The sequence below is a fragment of the Streptomyces sp. NBC_00414 genome, assembly GCF_036038375.1.
In the GTDB taxonomy this organism is placed as follows: domain Bacteria; phylum Actinomycetota; class Actinomycetes; order Streptomycetales; family Streptomycetaceae; genus Streptomyces.
In genome coordinates this window covers 6,227,037-6,243,071 of sequence record NZ_CP107935.1, presented here as the reverse complement: position 1 = coordinate 6,243,071, position 16,035 = coordinate 6,227,037, and the positions used below count along the sequence as shown (strand labels likewise).

Annotated in this window: 10 protein-coding genes; 3 read left to right on the top strand and 7 right to left on the bottom strand. The window is 69.2% G+C overall.

Annotated features, from left to right (window positions below; translation table 11 throughout):
* Positions 1-60: 60 nt before the first annotated feature.
* From OHS59_RS27225 to OHS59_RS27215, 3 genes are all read right to left on the bottom strand, one after another.
* The gene (locus tag OHS59_RS27225) at positions 61-4,992 is read right to left on the bottom strand and encodes an NAD-glutamate dehydrogenase (RefSeq protein WP_328495992.1); all 4,932 of its coding nucleotides are present in this window, start codon (positions 4,990-4,992) and stop codon (positions 61-63) included.
* A gap of 623 nt (positions 4,993-5,615) precedes the next feature.
* A complete protein-coding gene (locus OHS59_RS27220; RefSeq protein ID WP_328495991.1) occupies positions 5,616-6,281 on the bottom strand; it encodes an HAD family hydrolase in 666 nt (221 codons plus the stop codon).
* 94 nt (positions 6,282-6,375) lie between these two features.
* The gene (locus OHS59_RS27215) at positions 6,376-6,891 is read right to left on the bottom strand and encodes a DUF6912 family protein (protein ID WP_328495990.1); all 516 of its coding nucleotides are present in this window, start codon (positions 6,889-6,891) and stop codon (positions 6,376-6,378) included.
* Between the two features lie 340 nt (positions 6,892-7,231).
* On the opposite strand from OHS59_RS27215, the gene OHS59_RS27210 reads away from it, so the two are divergent.
* Positions 7,232-7,690, top strand: a complete 459-nt coding sequence (locus tag OHS59_RS27210; RefSeq protein ID WP_328495989.1) for an Rv3235 family protein — start codon at positions 7,232-7,234, stop codon at positions 7,688-7,690.
* Between the two features lie 367 nt (positions 7,691-8,057).
* Here OHS59_RS27210 and secA read toward each other — a convergent pair whose 3' ends face one another.
* Positions 8,058-10,901, bottom strand: coding sequence for a preprotein translocase subunit SecA (secA, locus tag OHS59_RS27205; RefSeq protein WP_328495988.1), 2,844 nt, complete (start codon positions 10,899-10,901; stop codon positions 8,058-8,060).
* A 258-nt stretch (positions 10,902-11,159) separates the two neighbouring features.
* Here secA and OHS59_RS27200 point away from each other — a divergent pair, with 258 nt between their 5' ends.
* Complete coding sequence (locus OHS59_RS27200; protein WP_328495987.1) at positions 11,160-11,738, top strand: GNAT family N-acetyltransferase; 579 nt, start codon at positions 11,160-11,162, stop codon at positions 11,736-11,738.
* 71 nt (positions 11,739-11,809) lie between these two features.
* Positions 11,810-13,012, top strand: a complete 1,203-nt coding sequence (locus OHS59_RS27195) for a winged helix-turn-helix domain-containing protein (RefSeq protein ID WP_328495986.1) — start codon at positions 11,810-11,812, stop codon at positions 13,010-13,012.
* Positions 13,013-13,196: 184 nt separating this feature from the next.
* On the opposite strand, the gene OHS59_RS27190 is transcribed toward OHS59_RS27195, so the two are convergent.
* The 3 genes from OHS59_RS27190 to OHS59_RS27180 form a co-directional block, all read right to left on the bottom strand.
* Positions 13,197-13,943 (bottom strand): response regulator transcription factor, encoded by a 747-nt coding sequence (locus tag OHS59_RS27190; protein ID WP_328495985.1) that lies wholly within the window; start codon positions 13,941-13,943, stop codon positions 13,197-13,199.
* Between the two features lie 230 nt (positions 13,944-14,173).
* On the bottom strand, positions 14,174-14,866 hold the full coding sequence (gene hpf / locus OHS59_RS27185; RefSeq protein ID WP_398286246.1) for a ribosome hibernation-promoting factor, HPF/YfiA family: 693 nt from the start codon (positions 14,864-14,866) through the stop codon (positions 14,174-14,176).
* 314 nt (positions 14,867-15,180) lie between these two features.
* A complete protein-coding gene (locus tag OHS59_RS27180; RefSeq protein ID WP_328495983.1) occupies positions 15,181-16,032 on the bottom strand; it encodes a ComF family protein in 852 nt (283 codons plus the stop codon).
* Positions 16,033-16,035: the final 3 nt, after the last annotated feature.

Below are 16,035 nucleotides of genomic sequence, written 5' to 3'. Positions count from 1 at the left end.
GGGCACCCCCAACCGCAGGGTGCCCCTCTTCCACCGCGAACGCGGAAACGCGCGGAAACGCTACGAATGCGTCCGCAACATCGTGCGCATAGTCCTCATAGCCACAGAAAGATTCGCGAGATCAAACGCCTCGGACCCCTGAATCTCCTCAAGAGTCGTCCGAGCCCGCGAAAGAATCGCGGCATTCCGCTCCTCCCACGCCTTGAACCGCTGCTCAGGCGTGGAGGACCCGTTCCCCACGGCGAGCACGTCCGCCGTGAGCGCCGCATGCGCCGCGTACAGGTCCTCGCGGATGGACGCCCGCGCCATCGACTGCCACCGGTCGGCCCGCGGCAGCTCGATGATCCGGTCCATGAGCTGGGTGATCCGCAGCCGGTCCCCGAGGTCGTAGTAGACCTCGGCGACGGCCATCGCGTCCTTGCCCATGCGGTCGCCCACCGCGACGATGTCGAGCGTCGGGAAGGCGGACGAGAACCCGGCCACCCGCTGCGCCAGCTCGTCCGGCACACCGGCCCCGGACAGCTCGTCGTAGATCTGCTGGTACCACTCCAGGTCCGCGCCCCGCAGCAGGTTGGGCAGCTCGCCCCAGACCTGCGTGACCCGCTCCTGGAAGAAGCCGATCGTCTCGGCGAGCTGGATCGGCTGCGGCCGGTTGTTGAGCAGCCACCGCGTGCCGCGCTCGACGAGGCGGCGCGAGTGCAGCCGGATCCGGGTCTGGACCCCCGCGTCGACCGTGTTGTCGAGCGCCTCGACGCCGTCCCACACGGAGCTGGAGTTGAAGATCGCGCGGGCCGCGGTCTGCGCCCTGACGATCTCCTCCAGCGACGCCCCGGTCTCCTCCCGCAGACGGTGCAGGAAGCTCGTACCACCGGTGTTGACCGTGTCGTTGACCAGCACGGTCGTGACGATCTCGCGGCGCAGCGGATGGTTGTCGATCTGATCGGCGAACTGCCGGCCGAGCGCGCTCGGGAAGTACGCGTGCAGCAGGGTGCGCAGGTACTCGTCGTCCGGCAGTGACGTGTGCAGCAGCTCGTCGGACACCGTGATCTTCGTGTACGCGAGGAGGACGGCCGTCTCCGGCTGGGTCAGCCCGTGCCCGGCGTTGAGCCGCTCCTTGATCTGCCGCTCGGTGGGCATGAACTCCAGCGCGCGGTTGAGGTGGCCCGCCCGCACCAGGTGCCGCAGGTAGCGGTGCTGGGCGTGGAGCATGCTGGGCGACTGGGCGAGCGCGTTGGCGAGCGCCGTGTTCTGCGCGTAGTTGTTGCGCAGAACCAGCGTGCCGACCTCGTCGGTCATCTCGGCGAGCAGCTTGTTGCGCTGCTTGACGGTCATGTCGCCCTCCGCGACGACCGCGTTCAGCAGGATCTTGATGTTCACCTCGTGGTCGGAGGTGTCCACGCCCGCGCTGTTGTCGATGGCGTCGGTGTTGACCTTGCCGCCGGCCTGCGCGAACTCGATGCGACCGAGCTGGGTGAGGCCGAGGTTGCCGCCCTCGCCGACGACCTTGACCCGCAGGTCGGCGCCGTCCACCCGGATGGCGTCGTTGGCCTTGTCGCCGACGTCCGCGTGCGTCTCGGTGGACGCCTTCACGTACGTACCGATGCCGCCGTTCCACAGCAGGTCGACCGGCGCCGCCAGGATGGCCCGCATCAGGTCGGCGGGGGTCATCTTGCCGATGTTGCCCTCGATGCCGAGAGCTTCCCGGATGTGGCTGTTGAGCTGGATGGCCTTGGCGGTACGGGGGAAGATGCCGCCACCCTGCGACAGCAGCTCCTTGTTGTAGTCGGCCCAGGACGAGCGCGGCAGCTCGAAGAGCCGGCGGCGCTCGGCGTACGAGGTCGCCGCGTCCGGCCGCGGGTCGATGACGATGTGCCGGTGGTCGAAGGCGGCGACCAGGCGGATGTGCTCGGAGAGCAGCATGCCGTTGCCGAAGACGTCACCGCTCATGTCGCCCACGCCGACGACCGTGAAGTCCTCGGTCTGGGTGTTGACGCCCAGCTCCCGGAAGTGCCGCTTCACGGACTCCCAGGCACCGCGGGCCGTGATGCCCATCTTCTTGTGGTCGTATCCGGCGGAGCCGCCGGAGGCGAAGGCGTCCCCGAGCCAGAAGTTGTACGACTCGGCCACGCCGTTGGCGATGTCCGAGAACGTCGCCGTGCCCTTGTCGGCGGCGACCACCAGGTAGGTGTCCTCGCCGTCGTGCCGTACGACGTCGGAGGGCGGTACGACCTCACCGGCCACCATGTTGTCGGTGATGTCGAGCAGCGCCGAGATGAAGGTCTTGTAGCTGCGGACGCCCTCGGCCATCCAGGCGTCGCGGTCGACGGCCGGGTCCGGGAGCTGCTTGGCGACGAAGCCGCCCTTGGCGCCGACGGGCACGATGACGGTGTTCTTGACCATCTGCGCCTTGACCAGCCCGAGGATCTCGGTGCGGAAGTCCTCACGCCGGTCGGACCAGCGCAGACCGCCGCGCGCGACCTTCCCGAACCGCAGGTGCACGCCCTCGACCCGCGGCGAGTACACCCAGATCTCGTACGCCGGCCGCGGCGCGGGCAGGTCCGGGATGGCCTGCGGGTCGAACTTCATGGAGACGTAGTCGTGCGGTGTGCCGCCGCCCGCCTCCTGGAAGAAGTTCGTGCGCAGGGTCGCCTTGATGACGGTGAGGAAGGACCGCAGGATCCGGTCCTCGTCGAGGCTGGCCACCTGGTCGAGGGCGGCGTCCAGCTCCTCCAGGAGGGCGTCGGTCAGCTCCGTGCCCGCCCGCTGCCGGTCCGGCGACATACGGGCCTCGAAGAGCGAGACGAGCAGCCGGGTGGTGTGGACGTTGCTGCGGAGGGTGTCCTCCATGTAGTCCTGGCTGAACGTCGAACCGGCCTGGCGCAGGTACTTGGCGTACGCGCGCAGCACCATCGCCTGCCGCCAGTTCAACCCGGCGCTCAGGACGAGGGAGTTGAAGCCGTCGTTCTCGGCGCGCCCGGTCCAGGTCGCCGCGAAGGCCTCCTGGAACCGCTCGCGGGCGTCGTCGCCGAGGTGGTCGCCGTTGCCGCCGAGCGAGCCGGGCAGTCGCAGGCCGAAGTCGTAGATCCACGCGGAGGCGCGGTCGGGGCAGCGCAGCTCGTAGGGCCGCTCGTCGGTGACCTCGACGCCGAGCTGGGTCAGGACCGGCAGGACGGCGGAGAGGGAGACCGACTCACCGATGCGGTAGATCTTGAAGCGGCGCTCTCCGGGAGCGGCGCCGACCGGCTCGTACAGGCTGAGGTCGAAGTCCTTGCCGTCGCCGAGCTGCTCCAGCCGGACCAGGTCGGCGACCGCGGTGCGCGGGTTGTGGTCGGCCTTGTATCCCTCGGGGATGACGTTGCCGTAGCGGCGCACCAGTTCGGCCGCGCGCTCCTCGCCGCACTCGGCGTTCAGTGCCTCGGCGAAACCGTCGGCCCAGGAGCGGGCGGCCTCGACGAGCCGCGCCTCGATGCGGTCCTTGTCGGCGTCGCTGAGCTGCGGCAGCTCGGTGCCCTGCGGGACCCGGACCACGAAGTGCAGCCGGGAGAGAATCGATTCGGTGTTCCAGGCGGTGAAGTCGACGCTGGTGCCGCCCAGTTCCTCCTTGAGGATGTCGATGATCCGCAGGCGGACACCGGTGGTGTAGCGGTCGCGCGGGAGGTAGACGAGCGCCGAGTAGTAGCGCCCGTACTCGTCCTGCCGCAGGTAGAGCCGCAGCCGGCGCCGCTCCTGGAGGTACAGCACGGACGTGACGATCGCCCGCAGCTCGTCGGGCGGGGTCTGGAAGAGCTCGTCGCGCGGGTACGTCTCCAGGATCTGCAGGAGGTCGCGGCCGTCGTGGCTGTTGGGCGAGAACCCGGCGCCCCGCAGGACCTCGGCCACCTTGCGGCGGATGACGGGCACCCGGCGCACGGACTCGGTGTAGGCGGCGGAGGAGAACAGGCCCAGGAAGCGCCGCTCCCCGACCACGTTCCCGGCGGCGTCGAACTTCTTCACGCCGACGTAGTCCAGGTAGGACGGCCGGTGCACGGTGGCGCGGCTGTTCGCCTTCGTCAGGACGAGGAGCTTGTGCTCGCGGGCCTTCGCGCGGGCGTCGGCGGGCAGCCGCTCGAAGGACGGGCTGACCGGGTGGCTCTCGTCCTCCCCGTGCTGCGGATCGGAGCGCAGGACGCCGAGCCCGGTCCCGGGGATGGCGGCCAGCGAGTCGTCGTCGTGCAGCTCGTACTCGCGGTATCCGAGGAAGGTGAAGTGGTCGTCCGCGAGCCAGCGCAGCAGTTCGCGGGCCTCCTCCACCTCCTGGTCGCGCAGGTCGTCGGCGGTGGGCTCCTTGGGCAGCTCCTCGGCGATGCGCAGCGCCGAGTCGCGCATCTTCTCCCAGTCCTCGACGGCCTCACGGGCGTCGGACAGGACACGCAGCAGGTCGGCGGTGATCTGCTTGAGATCGGCGCGGTCGGTCTCGCGGTCGATCTCGACGTGGATCCAGGACTCGACGGCGGCGTCGTGCGGGAGGTCGCCGGTGGGCCGGGTCTTGAGGACCTCGATGAGCTTGCCGGTGAGATCGCGCCGCACGACGAACTGCGGGTGGATCACTACATGGATCCCGCGCCCCTGCCGCGACAGCTCGTTGGTCACGGAGTCGACGAGGAAGGGCATGTCGTCGGTCACGACCTCGACGACGGAGTGGCTGCAGGTCCAGCCGTTCTCCTCGACGGTCGGGGTGACGACCCTTACGTTCGCCGTGCCCTGGGGGCGCTTCTCGGCCAGCCGATAGTGCGAGAAGGCGGCGCCGAAGACATCGACCGGGTCGCGGTCGGCGAGGTCCTCCGGGGCGGTGTGCAGGTAGTAGCGCTGGAGGAACGCGAGCAATGTGTCCCGGTCAGGGGTGCTCTCGTCCGTCTTCCCGGTCGGTAGGTGCCCCCCGACCGGGCTGTTCTCAGCAACCCGGGCGGCCCTTTCGAGCAGCTCGGCCTTGGCTTCGTCCAGCTTGGTCTGCATTGTCCTCTGGCTCCTGTCGCGCGCCGTTGCGTGACGTCGTAGAACGTGAAGTGACGTAGCGCCGCGACGCGGGGTGTCCGGTCTGATCCGACGCTATGCCGCGATGAGAGATGAGCGGGGCGTTATCGGCCATATTTGGCGGCACCGGAGGGTGTGACACTGCTCTCGGTGCCTGTTCCGCGGCTACCCGCTCGCGGGGACCAGCGACCGCCCGGTCACGGATGTCGTCCGTGCGGTCCGGGCGCAGGGCAGGGGCGACGATGCCCCCGCGACGTATCGCGCTGATCACCCGCCAAGGCTATCTCCCCGGCGGGGGGCCTCGTCATGAGCCGTATGTGTACAAAAGAGGGGTCACCTTTTTGACACTTTGAACAGTTCGCTTCCCCACCGCCCATGCGTGGGTCACCCCTTCAACACCCCAGCCAAGGGTCACGGGGCCCCACACCCTCCAGACCGCGGCAACCGCCCCCTTCAGGGCCGCGGGGAACTGCACCCTTCGGGGCCGCGGGGAACTGCGCACCCAGCCACAGCGGACCCGCACCCGACTCCCGCCCTCCGGTCGACGATCGACGTCCCGAGCCGAACGGCTCAAGTCGGTTCGGGAGGGGGCGAGGCCCAGACACTCACGCCGCCAACCACTCGGCCAGAGTCACCGCTTCGGCAAGCGTGTCCACCACCGGCACCCCCACCCCCTCAAGGCTGGCCCGACTGTGCGACCCCCCGGTGTACAGCACGGCCTTCGCCCCCACATGCCGCGCAGCGATCGCGTCGTCCGCCGCGTCCCCGATCACCACCGTGCGAGAGGGATCCACGCCCGTGAGGGCTCTGAGATGCCGCACCATGTGCTCGGCCTTGCTCCCACCTGACGGCCCGGTCCGCCCGTCGACCCGTAGGAAATGGGGCTCGATCCCGAACCCGCGCACCAGCGGGACGAGTTCCTCGTGCCCGTACATACTCAGGATCGACTGGCTCCGCCCGGCCGACACCCACTCGGCGAGCAGCACGGGCACTCCGTCGGTGAGCCCGCATCCCACCCGGTGCTCGGCGTAGTACCGGTGGAAGACCGCGTCCATGGCCTCCCACTCCTCGTCCGTCGGCAGCCGTCCGATCAGCCGCTCGTAGAACTTCGGCACGGGCACGCAGTACAGCTCGCGGTACCGCTCCAGCGTGATCGACGGTATGCCCAGCTCGGCGAACGCCGCGTTCGTCGCGCCGATGATTGCCGTGTTGTCGTGGAACAGCGTCCCGTTCCAGTCCCAGACGATGTGTGTCGCTCCGTGCATCCCCATATCCAGAAAGTACCCGGCTCCACTGACAATGCCCCATATGCGCTTCGAGCAGCTGCCGAAGCGCCTGCCACGCGAAACACGCCCCCGGGGTGCCTCAGTCTCCGAGCCCCACCAGGTTCGGAATCTCCTGCGTGGCGAACCACAGCAGCTCGTGGTCCTCGGCCCCGTCCACGACGAACTGCACGTCGTCGTCGCCCCGGTCCGCCGCGCCCAGCGCGTCCACGGCCGCCGTCACCTCGGCCTCCGCCTCGTCCGAGTCGACGTGCACGGCGGCGGCCCTGGTCAGCGCCACGGCCGCACCGACCCGCACCTCGCCGAGGGACGCCGGGTCGAGCCCCAGGTCGGGATCGGAGACCGCGGCCCCGTCCGGTACGTCGACGGCGACGACGACGCGTCGGCGCGGGGCGCCGGGGTCGAGCGCGACCAGTCGCAGGGAGGCGAGCGCGGCCCGGTTCAGCGCCGCGTACTCCAGTTCCTCGATGTCGTCGGAGAGGTACCACTCGCGCAGCGCGGGCGTGACGGCGTACGCGACGAAGGGCCCCGGGCCGAGCTCACCCGTCTTGTCCGCCTCGGCGAGACCGGAGAGGGTCAGAGGGACGTAGACGCGCATGACTGACCGCTTTCGTAGAGGCAATTCCGTGGGGATTCCCTGGGCGGTTCCCGCACCTCCCGAGACGTCCCGAGGGCCTTCAGGATACGTGCGGGCGTCCCCTTTCGAGTCGGCGCCCGCCCGCCGCGGGCGTCCACCGCCGGCTCGCCCGTCACCCGGTGGACCCCGGTCGCGCCAAGCCCCCCGCACCGCCCCATCACTCTGATAGGTGAACATTCCGGCGGCCCGGGCGCCCGCCCGGCCTGCTTGCGGCCGCCCGCCCCTGCCCCGTACAAGATCCCCAACAGAAAGTTACCGGTCGGTAGAGACGTGGGCCGGTCCGATCGAATGGGGCTCCGCCGTGAACAAGGTGATGACCAGGACGAGGCGCACCCCGGGCACCCGCCCGCCCGTCCGCCAGGACACCCGCCGTCCGGGCGGGCCCGCACCGCGCGGCGCGCTCAGGACGCCGCCTCCGCAGCCCCGCCCCACCGACCTCTTCGCGGACCGGCTCGTCGAGGTGCTGAGCGGGCGGCGGCCGGTCCACTGCATGCTCCGGCACACCGCGGGCCGTGCCTACGACGAACTGGCCTGGCTCGCCGAACGCGGCCCGCTCCGCACGCGCGGCACACGCCCGTTCGTCCGGGACATCGGCTACTACGTGCCCCGCCCGGGCGTCGTGGAGGCCTTCGCCCGCATCGGTGCCGGGGACCGCCTCCGCGCCATGGCGTTCCGCCTGGAACAGGGCAAGGACCTCCGCTGGCGCTGCACAGCGGTAGAACTGGGCGGCACCCGAATGCCCCACCCAACAGACGACTGACCCCGCCCGGGCCCCCACCTGGGCCCCCGCCTGGGCCAACACCTTCAGAGGCCCGGAACCCAGCACGGCCGGCGCCCGTGAGGGGCGCGAGGAACTGCGCGCTCACCCCCCACCGCGCCGCAGCCGACGACACCCCCGCGCCCCATCAGGGGCGCGGGGAACGGCGCACCCGGCCCCCGACCGACCCGCACCCGACAACACCACCCAGCACCCGCCAGAGCGCCCCAGGGGACCCGGCACGGCCGACCCCAAAAGGGCGCGGGGAACTGCGCGCCCAGTTGTCGGGTGCGGGATGGTGGCCCGACACAAAGGGCCGGGCACCGACAAGGCACCCGACCCTTCAACAATTCACCCGCAGAGCGAACCGTCACTTCTTACGGCGACGGCTCCCCTTCTGCTGCTTACGCCGCTCGGCCCGAGTGAGCCCATCGGACTCGGACCGAACCGGCTCGTCATCCGTGGCGAAGTCACCCTCGACGACCCCACCCTCCCCATCCACCGTGGGAGCGGAGAAGTGCAGCCGATCCGGCCGCTGCGGAGCGTCGAGCCCCTTGGCCCGAATCTCCGGACGCCCACCCCCACCGGCGGGAACCGCGTCCTTCTTGTCGAGCGACGGCTTCGCGTCCTCGACCGGAACCTCCTCGACCTGCTGCTCGACCTGGACCTCCAGGTTGAACAGGTAGCCGACGGACTCCTCCTTGATGCCGTCCATCATGGCCGTGAACATGTCGAAGCCCTCGCGCTGGTACTCGACCAGCGGGTCCTTCTGGGCCATCGCGCGCAGGCCGATGCCCTCCTGGAGGTAGTCCATCTCGTAGAGGTGCTCACGCCACTTGCGGTCCAGGACCGACAGCACGACCCGCCGCTCCAACTCACGCATGATCTCGGAGCCGAGCTGCTCCTCGCGGGAGGCGTACTGCTCGTAGATGTCGTCCTTGATGGACTCGGAGATGAACTCGGCGGTCAGACCGGCCCGGTCGCCGGCCGCCTCCTCCAGCTCCTCGACGGTGACCTTCACCGGGTAGAGCTGCTTGAAGGCGCCCCACAGCCGGTCGACGTCCCACTCCTCGGCGAAGCCCTCCGCGGTCTCCGCGTCGATGTACGCGTCGATCGTGTCGTTCATGAAGTGCTGGATCTGCTCCTGCAGGTCCTCGCCCTCCAGGACGCGGCGGCGCTCGCCGTAGATGACCTCGCGCTGCCGGTTGAGGACCTCGTCGTACTTGAGGACGTTCTTGCGGGTCTCGAAGTTCTGCGTCTCGACCTGCGACTGGGCGGAGGCGATGGCGCGCGTGACCATCTTGTTCTCGATCGGCACGTCGTCGGGGACGTTCGCCATCGACATGACGCGCTCGACCATCTGGGCCTTGAAGAGCCGCATCAGGTCGTCACCGAGCGACAGGTAGAAGCGGGACTCGCCCGGGTCGCCCTGTCGGCCGGAACGACCGCGCAGCTGGTTGTCGATACGGCGCGACTCGTGCCGCTCGGTACCCAGCACGTAGAGCCCGCCGAGGTCCTTGACCTCTTCGAACTCGGCCTGCACGGCCTTCTCGGCCCGCTCCAGGGCGGCCGGCAGCGCGGCGGCCCACTCCTCGATGTGCTCCTCGGGGTCGAGGCCGCGCTGACGCAGCTCCGCCTCGGCGAGGTCGTCGGGGTTGCCGCCGAGCTTGATGTCCGTACCACGGCCGGCCATGTTCGTGGCGACGGTGACGGCGCCCCTGCGGCCGGCCTGCGCGATGATCGGCGCCTCGCGGTCGTGCTGCTTCGCGTTCAGCACCTCGTGCTGGATGCCGCGCTTGCTGAGCTGCTGCGAGAGGTACTCGGACTTCTCGACCGAGGTGGTGCCGACGAGGATCGGCTGGCCCTTCTCGTGCTTCTCGGCGATGTCGTCGACGACCGCCTCGAACTTCGCGACCTCGGTGCGGTAGATCAGGTCGGACTGGTCGTTGCGGACCATCGGCCGGTTGGTCGGGATCGGGACGACACCGAGCTTGTAGATCTGGTGGAACTCGGCGGCCTCGGTCATCGCCGTACCGGTCATGCCGGACAGACCGGGGACTTCCTTGCCGTTGTGGTCGTGCCGCTTGTAGAGGCGGAAGAAGTTCTGCAGGGTGATCGTGGCGAGGGTCTGGTTCTCGTCCTTGATGTCCACCCCTTCCTTCGCCTCGATCGCCTGGTGCATGCCCTCGTTGTAGCGGCGGCCGGCGAGGATACGGCCGGTGTGCTCGTCGACGATCATGACTTCGCCGTCGATGACGACGTAGTCCTTGTCCTTCTTGAAGAGTTCCTTGGCCTTGATGGCGTTGTTCAGGTAACCCACCAGAGGCGTGTTCACCGACTCGTAGAGGTTGTCGATGCCCAGCCAGTCCTCGACCTTGGCGACACCGGACTCGTGGATGGCGACGGTGCGCTTCTTCTCGTCGACCTCGTAGTCGCCGGTCTCCTCGATGCCCTTGAGGGTGTTGCCCGCCTCGCCCTTCTTCAGGCGCGTGACGAGCTTCGCGAAGTCGCCGTACCACTTGGTGGCCTGGTCGGCGGGGCCGGAGATGATCAGCGGCGTACGGGCCTCGTCGACCAGGATCGAGTCGACCTCGTCGACGATCGCGAAGTTGTGGCCGCGCTGCACCAGTTCGTCCTGCGACCACGCCATGTTGTCGCGCAGGTAGTCGAAGCCGAACTCGTTGTTCGTGCCGTACGTGATGTCGCAGCCGTACTGCTCACGGCGCTGGGCCGGCGTCATGTTGGCCAGGATGCAGCCGACGGTCAGGCCCAGGAACTTGTGGACGCGGCCCATCATCTCGGAGTCGCGCTCGGCCAGGTAGTCGTTGACCGTGATGAGGTGGACGCCTTCTCCGGAGAGGGCGTTCAGATACGCGGGCAGCGTGCCGACCAGGGTCTTGCCCTCACCGGTCTTCATCTCGGCGACGTAGCCGAGGTGGAGCGCGGCGCCACCCATGATCTGTACGTCGTAGGGGCGCTGGCCGAGGGCGCGCTTGGCGGCCTCGCGGACGGTCGCGAACGCCTCGGGCAGCAGGTCGTCGAGGGTCTCACCGTCGGCGTACCGCTGCTTGTACTCATCGGTCAGGGCTCGCAGCTCGGCGTCGGAGAGGTCGACGAAGTCCTCTTCGATGGACTTGACCTGGTCCGCGATGCGGTGCAGCTTGCGCAGGATCTTTCCTTCGCCTGCACGCATGATCTTCGAGAGGACGGACACGAGGGTTTGTCTCCTTGCCGGTCGGGCCTGGGACTGTCGGTTTCAATGGCAGATTCAAATGACAGATTCAAATCACAGCTTGAGCAACGGCCATCGTAAGCGAGGACCCCACCGCGCCGGGAGGTCTGCATGTGACAGCCACAGAGACAACGGGCGGAGGATGCGGAAGGTGCCGCACTGGCGCTACGAAAGGTAACGGCAGCCTCACACAGTGCGAAAGTGATGGCTTCCTCACCGAAGCCCGAGCAGAATCGGCCGATGGACCCCGTCACACTGACTTCCGAACGACTCCTGCTGCGCACGGTGGGAGCACACGACACCGACGCCGTGTTCGACGCCGTCCAGGATCCCGACATCCAGCGCTGGACCACGATCCCGTCGCCCTATCTGCGCGAGCACGCCACGGCCTTCACCGAGCAGATGGTGCCCGACGGGTGGGCGGACTGCTCGATGTTCACCTTCGGTGTCTTCCTGCCCGTCGGCGGTGAACTCGTCGGCATGCTCGCCCTCACGATGCGCTCCCTGGGAGTCGGTGAGATCGGTTTCTGGGCGACGAAGGAGCACCGGGGCAACGGCTACATCACGGAGGCGGCGCTCACCGCCTCCCGCTGGGCTTTCACCCAGCGGGCCATGGACCGCGTCGAGTGGCGGGCGGAGGTCGGCAACACGGGCTCCCTCGCGGTCGCCGAACGCGCCGGCTTCGTCCTTGAGGGCACCCTCCGCGCGGGCGTCAACAACAAGGGCGTACGCCGCGACTGCTGGGTCGGCTCCCTGCTCCCCTCGGACCTGGGACTGCCGTCGACGGCGCCGTACCTTCCCGCGCCCCCGCAGAGCTGACCCGCCGCCCACCCGGCCGTGTTCGCCCAGGCCGGGCGCGATTGTCAGTGGCACCGATTATCGTGCGGACCATGACGAGTCTGCCGCGCCCGACCGCCGAACTCTCCGCCGACGAGGCCCGGCGCATCGCCCTGCGCGCGCAGGGGTTCCTCGGAGCCCCCGACCGCAGGGGCGGCGTCCGGGGCGTTCTGCGGCACCTGGGCGCGGTCCAGCTCGACACCATCTCCGTCCTGGCCCGCTCCCACGAACTCATCCCGTACGCCAGACTCGGCGCCGTGGGCCGCAGGACGGTCGACGAGGCGTACTGGACCCCGGCACCCGTAGGTACGACTCCCCCGCAGCCGCACGCCTTCGAGTACTGGTCGCACGCGGCCTGCATCCTGCCCGTCGAGGAGTGGCCGCACTTCGCCTTCCGCCGCCGCGCCTACCGCGCCCGCCCGCACTGGAACCACGCACTGCCGGACGGCACCTACGAGCAGGTCATCAAGCAGCTGCGAGCCGAAGGCCCGCTCACGGCCACCGACTTGGGCGGCGCGAAGAAGACCAGCGAGTGGTGGGACTGGTCGGGCACCAAGGTCGCCGTCGAGCGCGCGCTGATGTACGGCGAGGTGGTGTGCACGGAGCGCCGCGGCTGGAAGCGGGTGTACGACCTCGCCGAGCGGGCGATCCCGGACCCGCTGCTGCACGACGAGCTGGACGACGCGGAGTGCCTGCGCCGCCTGGTGCGGCTCGCGGGCCGGTCCCTGGGCGTCGGCACCCGCGCGGACATCGCCGACTACCACCGTCTCAAGGGCGAGCAGGTCGACGCGGTGATCGCGGAGTCGGGCCTGGTCCCGGTCACGGTGGAGGGCTGGTCGAAGCCGGCCTGGGCGGACCCCGAGGCGCTCGTGACGCCCCCGCGCGGCCGCCACCGCACCACGCTCCTGTCGCCCTTCGACTCCCTGGTCTGGGACCGGGCGCGCACGGAGCGGATCTTCGCCTTCACCCACCGCCTGGAGGCCTACGTCCCCAAGCCCAAGCGCGTGTACGGCTACTTCGCCATGCCGGTACTGGCCGGTGGCCGCCTGGTCGGCCGCGTGGACCCGGCCCGCGAGGGCGCCACCCTGATCGCCAAACAGGTCACCCTGGAAACCCCCAAGTCCGTCCCAGCGGTGGCCCAGGCCCTCCTGGAAGCAGCCACCTGGGTGGACTGCACAAACATCCGAGTAGAGCGAGCGAACACCCCGGCCCTGAGAGAAGCCCTCACAACAGAGCTGGCCCGAACACTGAGCTAGTGCTGGATCTATTAGAGACGCGGGAAACGGCGCAATCTCTTAGGTAGGGGCGCGGGGAACGGCGCAGAAGCCCCGCAGGGGCTCCTCAGGGGCGCGGGGAACGGCGCGACCAGCCCCCACCGCCCCGCAGCCAACCCCTCAACCCACGTCACCGATCTCCACCGGTCCCTACCGGCCACAACCGCTAGCGAATCTCAAGAATCTTCTCCCGCATCGCGTACACCACGGCCTCCATCCTGGAGTGCAACTGCAACTTCTCCAGGATGTTGCGCACATGGTTCTTCACGGTGTTCTCGGAGATGAACAACTCCTTGGCGATATCCCGGTTGTTCATCCCGGTGGCCACCAGCTTCAAGACCTCCAGCTCACGCTCCGTGAGCCGAGGCGCCGGCACAAGCCGCCGCTCGTCCGTGCGCTGGATCATCGACTTGAACTCGGTGAGCAGCTTCGACGCCATCGAAGGGCTGATCTGCGACTGACCGTCGGCAACCGCCCGAATGGCCGTGGCCACTTCGTCCGTGGAGATCTCCTTCAGGAGATAACCCGTGGCCCCCGCCTTGATCGCGTCGTAGAGGTCGGCCTCCTCGTCGCTGATCGTCAGCATGATGATCTTCGCACTGGGAGCGACCTCCTTGATGGAGGTGCACGCCTCGATCCCGCCGCGCTTCGGCATCCGTACGTCCATCAGCACGATGTCGGGCAGCAGATCGGCGGCCTTGTCGACCGCCTCGGCCCCGTCCCCCGCCTCCCCGACGACCTGGATGTCCTCCTCGGCGGCGAGCACGATCTCCAGGCCGCGGCGGAAGAGGGCATGGTCATCCACGACAAGGACCCGAATGGGCTCCTTGCGTGAGGAGCCCGCGTCCGGGCCCATGCCGACGACGCCGTCGTCGGCATCTTCGTCACGCATCGGTCCGAAGCTGTCCGCCATGGTTCCTCCCCCTGAAGGCCGTGGCCTGTGTTCCTGTGCCGTCACCAACCAAGCGCAACGACACACCGGTTGAGGCCGGTACGGCCATGATTTCATGCCCGGACGACAACGGGATGACAGAGCGGGGCACTGAGGGGTCGCACACCGGTGCCCCTGGGGGCGCACGAGCACTCCAGGGGCACCGGCCGGGCGACCCCCGGCCGAAGCCTGGGGGAACTCACCGGTCGGTATCAGCCACCGAGCGCCCCACCGGGCGGGCCCTGCTGCGCCTCGGCGACCATCGGGTCCGTGTTGAGGTGGATGACGCCGTAGTCGTACGCGTGCCGCCGGTAGACGACACTCGGTTCCTTGGTCTCGGAGTCGACGAACAAGTAGAAGTCGTGCCCGACCAGCTCCATCTCGTAGAGCGCCTGGTCGAGCGTCATCGGGGACGCGACATGGGTCTTCTCGCGGACGACGAGGGGGCCGTCACCCTTCACCTCGAGCGAGCCGATCTTCTTGGTCGGCACCGCCTCGGGCTCTTCGTCGTGGACGACGCTGCCGTTCCCGTCGAGGGTCGCCGCGTCCGGGACGTGGTCGGCGACCTCGGAGGCCGAGATCCTGCGGGCGCCGCGGCGCGTGTACCGCTTGTCGTGCTGCTTGCGCAGTCGTGCTTCCAGCTTGTCCGCCGCCAGGTCCAGCGCCGCGTACGGATCGCTTGCCGCTGCCTCCGCCCGGATCACCGGACCGCGGGAGTGAAGCGTGATCTCCACTCGGTCGGAGCGGTCGGCCTGCCGGGGGTTCAGCTCCTTGGACACCTCGACGTCGAGGCTGATCACCTTGCCATCGAGCTTCTGGATCTTCTCCAGCTTCAGCTTCTCGGCCACGTGCTTGCGGAACCGCTCTGGCACCTCGGTCTTGCGGCCCTTGACGACGATGTCCACGCAGAACTCCGTTCCCGGATCGCTCCGCATCGACGGCGGAGCATCTCCCTTTTGCACCAGGCTCCAGCGCGTCCCGGAGCCTCGGACTCGGTGACTTCCACCTCCTCCTCCCCCGCGGGCAAGATCTCCACCCCACTGTCCCGGGTGAAAGAGAAAACCCACGGCGCGGCATTCCGATATGCAAGGGTCGGCGTCCGCCATTCCCTCACAACCGAACATATCTCGCCTGGACGGATGTCGTCACCCTCTACTGCTGCGTACCTCCATTCAAGTGAATGGAACCTCTCACTACCTGCAACGACGCAACTTCTCTGTCAGTTCCGGTTTATTTCGAAAGAAGCTGGAGATGCCGCGACCACGGCCGCGCCGACCCCGTCCTCCGCGCTGTTCGCGCTCCCCTTTTCCCTGACCGCTTCTGGTCGGACTACACCTGCCATCGTTGTCCGTCTCGCCCCTTCCCCCGCCGTTCCGCGTGTTACCCGTCCGTAGAATCCGTCTTTTTCCGGGAGAACGACCCGCAGGGCCCGCGCGGCCTCGGCCAAGGACGCGCCCGTCGTCATCAAGTCGTCGACGAGAACGGCCCGGCCGCCGCCGGCCAACAGCCGTGCGCCCCCCGGCGCCACCTCCAGAGCGCCCGCGAGATTGTCCAGCCGCTGCCACGAGTTGAGCCCCGACTGGTCGGCCACGGCACGCCGCTGCCGCAGCACGGCCACCACCCGGGCGGGTGTCCCGGTCCGCCGCAGCTCGGCCGCCGCGGCGAGCGCGAGCCGCCGTGCCGGATCGTGTCCTCGCGCCCGCACCGCCCACCGCGCCGACGGCACGGGAACGAGCAGCACCGGCGCCCGGGAGCCCGCCGTCCCATCGCGACCGCCGGGCCCGAGCCCTGCCCGCACAGCGCCCGCCAGGGCCGCTCCCAGCGGCCCTGCGAGCATCAGCGCCCCTCGTTCCTTGTGGGCGAGGAGCGCCGCCCGCATCTGGTCCTCGTACGGAGCCGCCGCGTGCACCACCGGCAGCCCCGGTGGCTCGGGGTCCGGTCGCACACGGCTCGGTACGTCCCCCGTCAGGGCGGCACGGCACTCCGGGCAGAGCACCGTGCGAGGCCGTCCACAGCCTCCGCACTCGGCCGGAAGCACCAGGTCGGTGAGGTCCTGCCACCACCCCCGCATGCC

What these genes read in the sequence shown, in the direction of transcription:
- OHS59_RS27200 (WP_328495987.1), top strand. Translation starts at nt 11,160, where the DNA reads ATGGACCCCGTCACACTGACTTCCGAACGACTCCTGCTGCGCACGGTG.
- OHS59_RS27220 (WP_328495991.1), bottom strand. Translation starts at nt 6,281, where the DNA reads ATGGGGATGCACGGAGCGACACACATCGTCTGGGACTGGAACGGGACG.
- OHS59_RS27215 (WP_328495990.1), bottom strand. Translation starts at nt 6,891, where the DNA reads ATGCGCGTCTACGTCCCTCTGACCCTCTCCGGTCTCGCCGAGGCGGAC.
- OHS59_RS27190 (WP_328495985.1), bottom strand. Translation starts at nt 13,943, where the DNA reads ATGGCGGACAGCTTCGGACCGATGCGTGACGAAGATGCCGACGACGGC.
- OHS59_RS27225 (WP_328495992.1), bottom strand. Translation starts at nt 4,992, where the DNA reads ATGCAGACCAAGCTGGACGAAGCCAAGGCCGAGCTGCTCGAAAGGGCC.
- OHS59_RS27180 (WP_328495983.1), bottom strand. Translation starts at nt 16,032, where the DNA reads ATGCGGGGGTGGTGGCAGGACCTCACCGACCTGGTGCTTCCGGCCGAG.
- OHS59_RS27195 (WP_328495986.1), top strand. Translation starts at nt 11,810, where the DNA reads ATGACGAGTCTGCCGCGCCCGACCGCCGAACTCTCCGCCGACGAGGCC.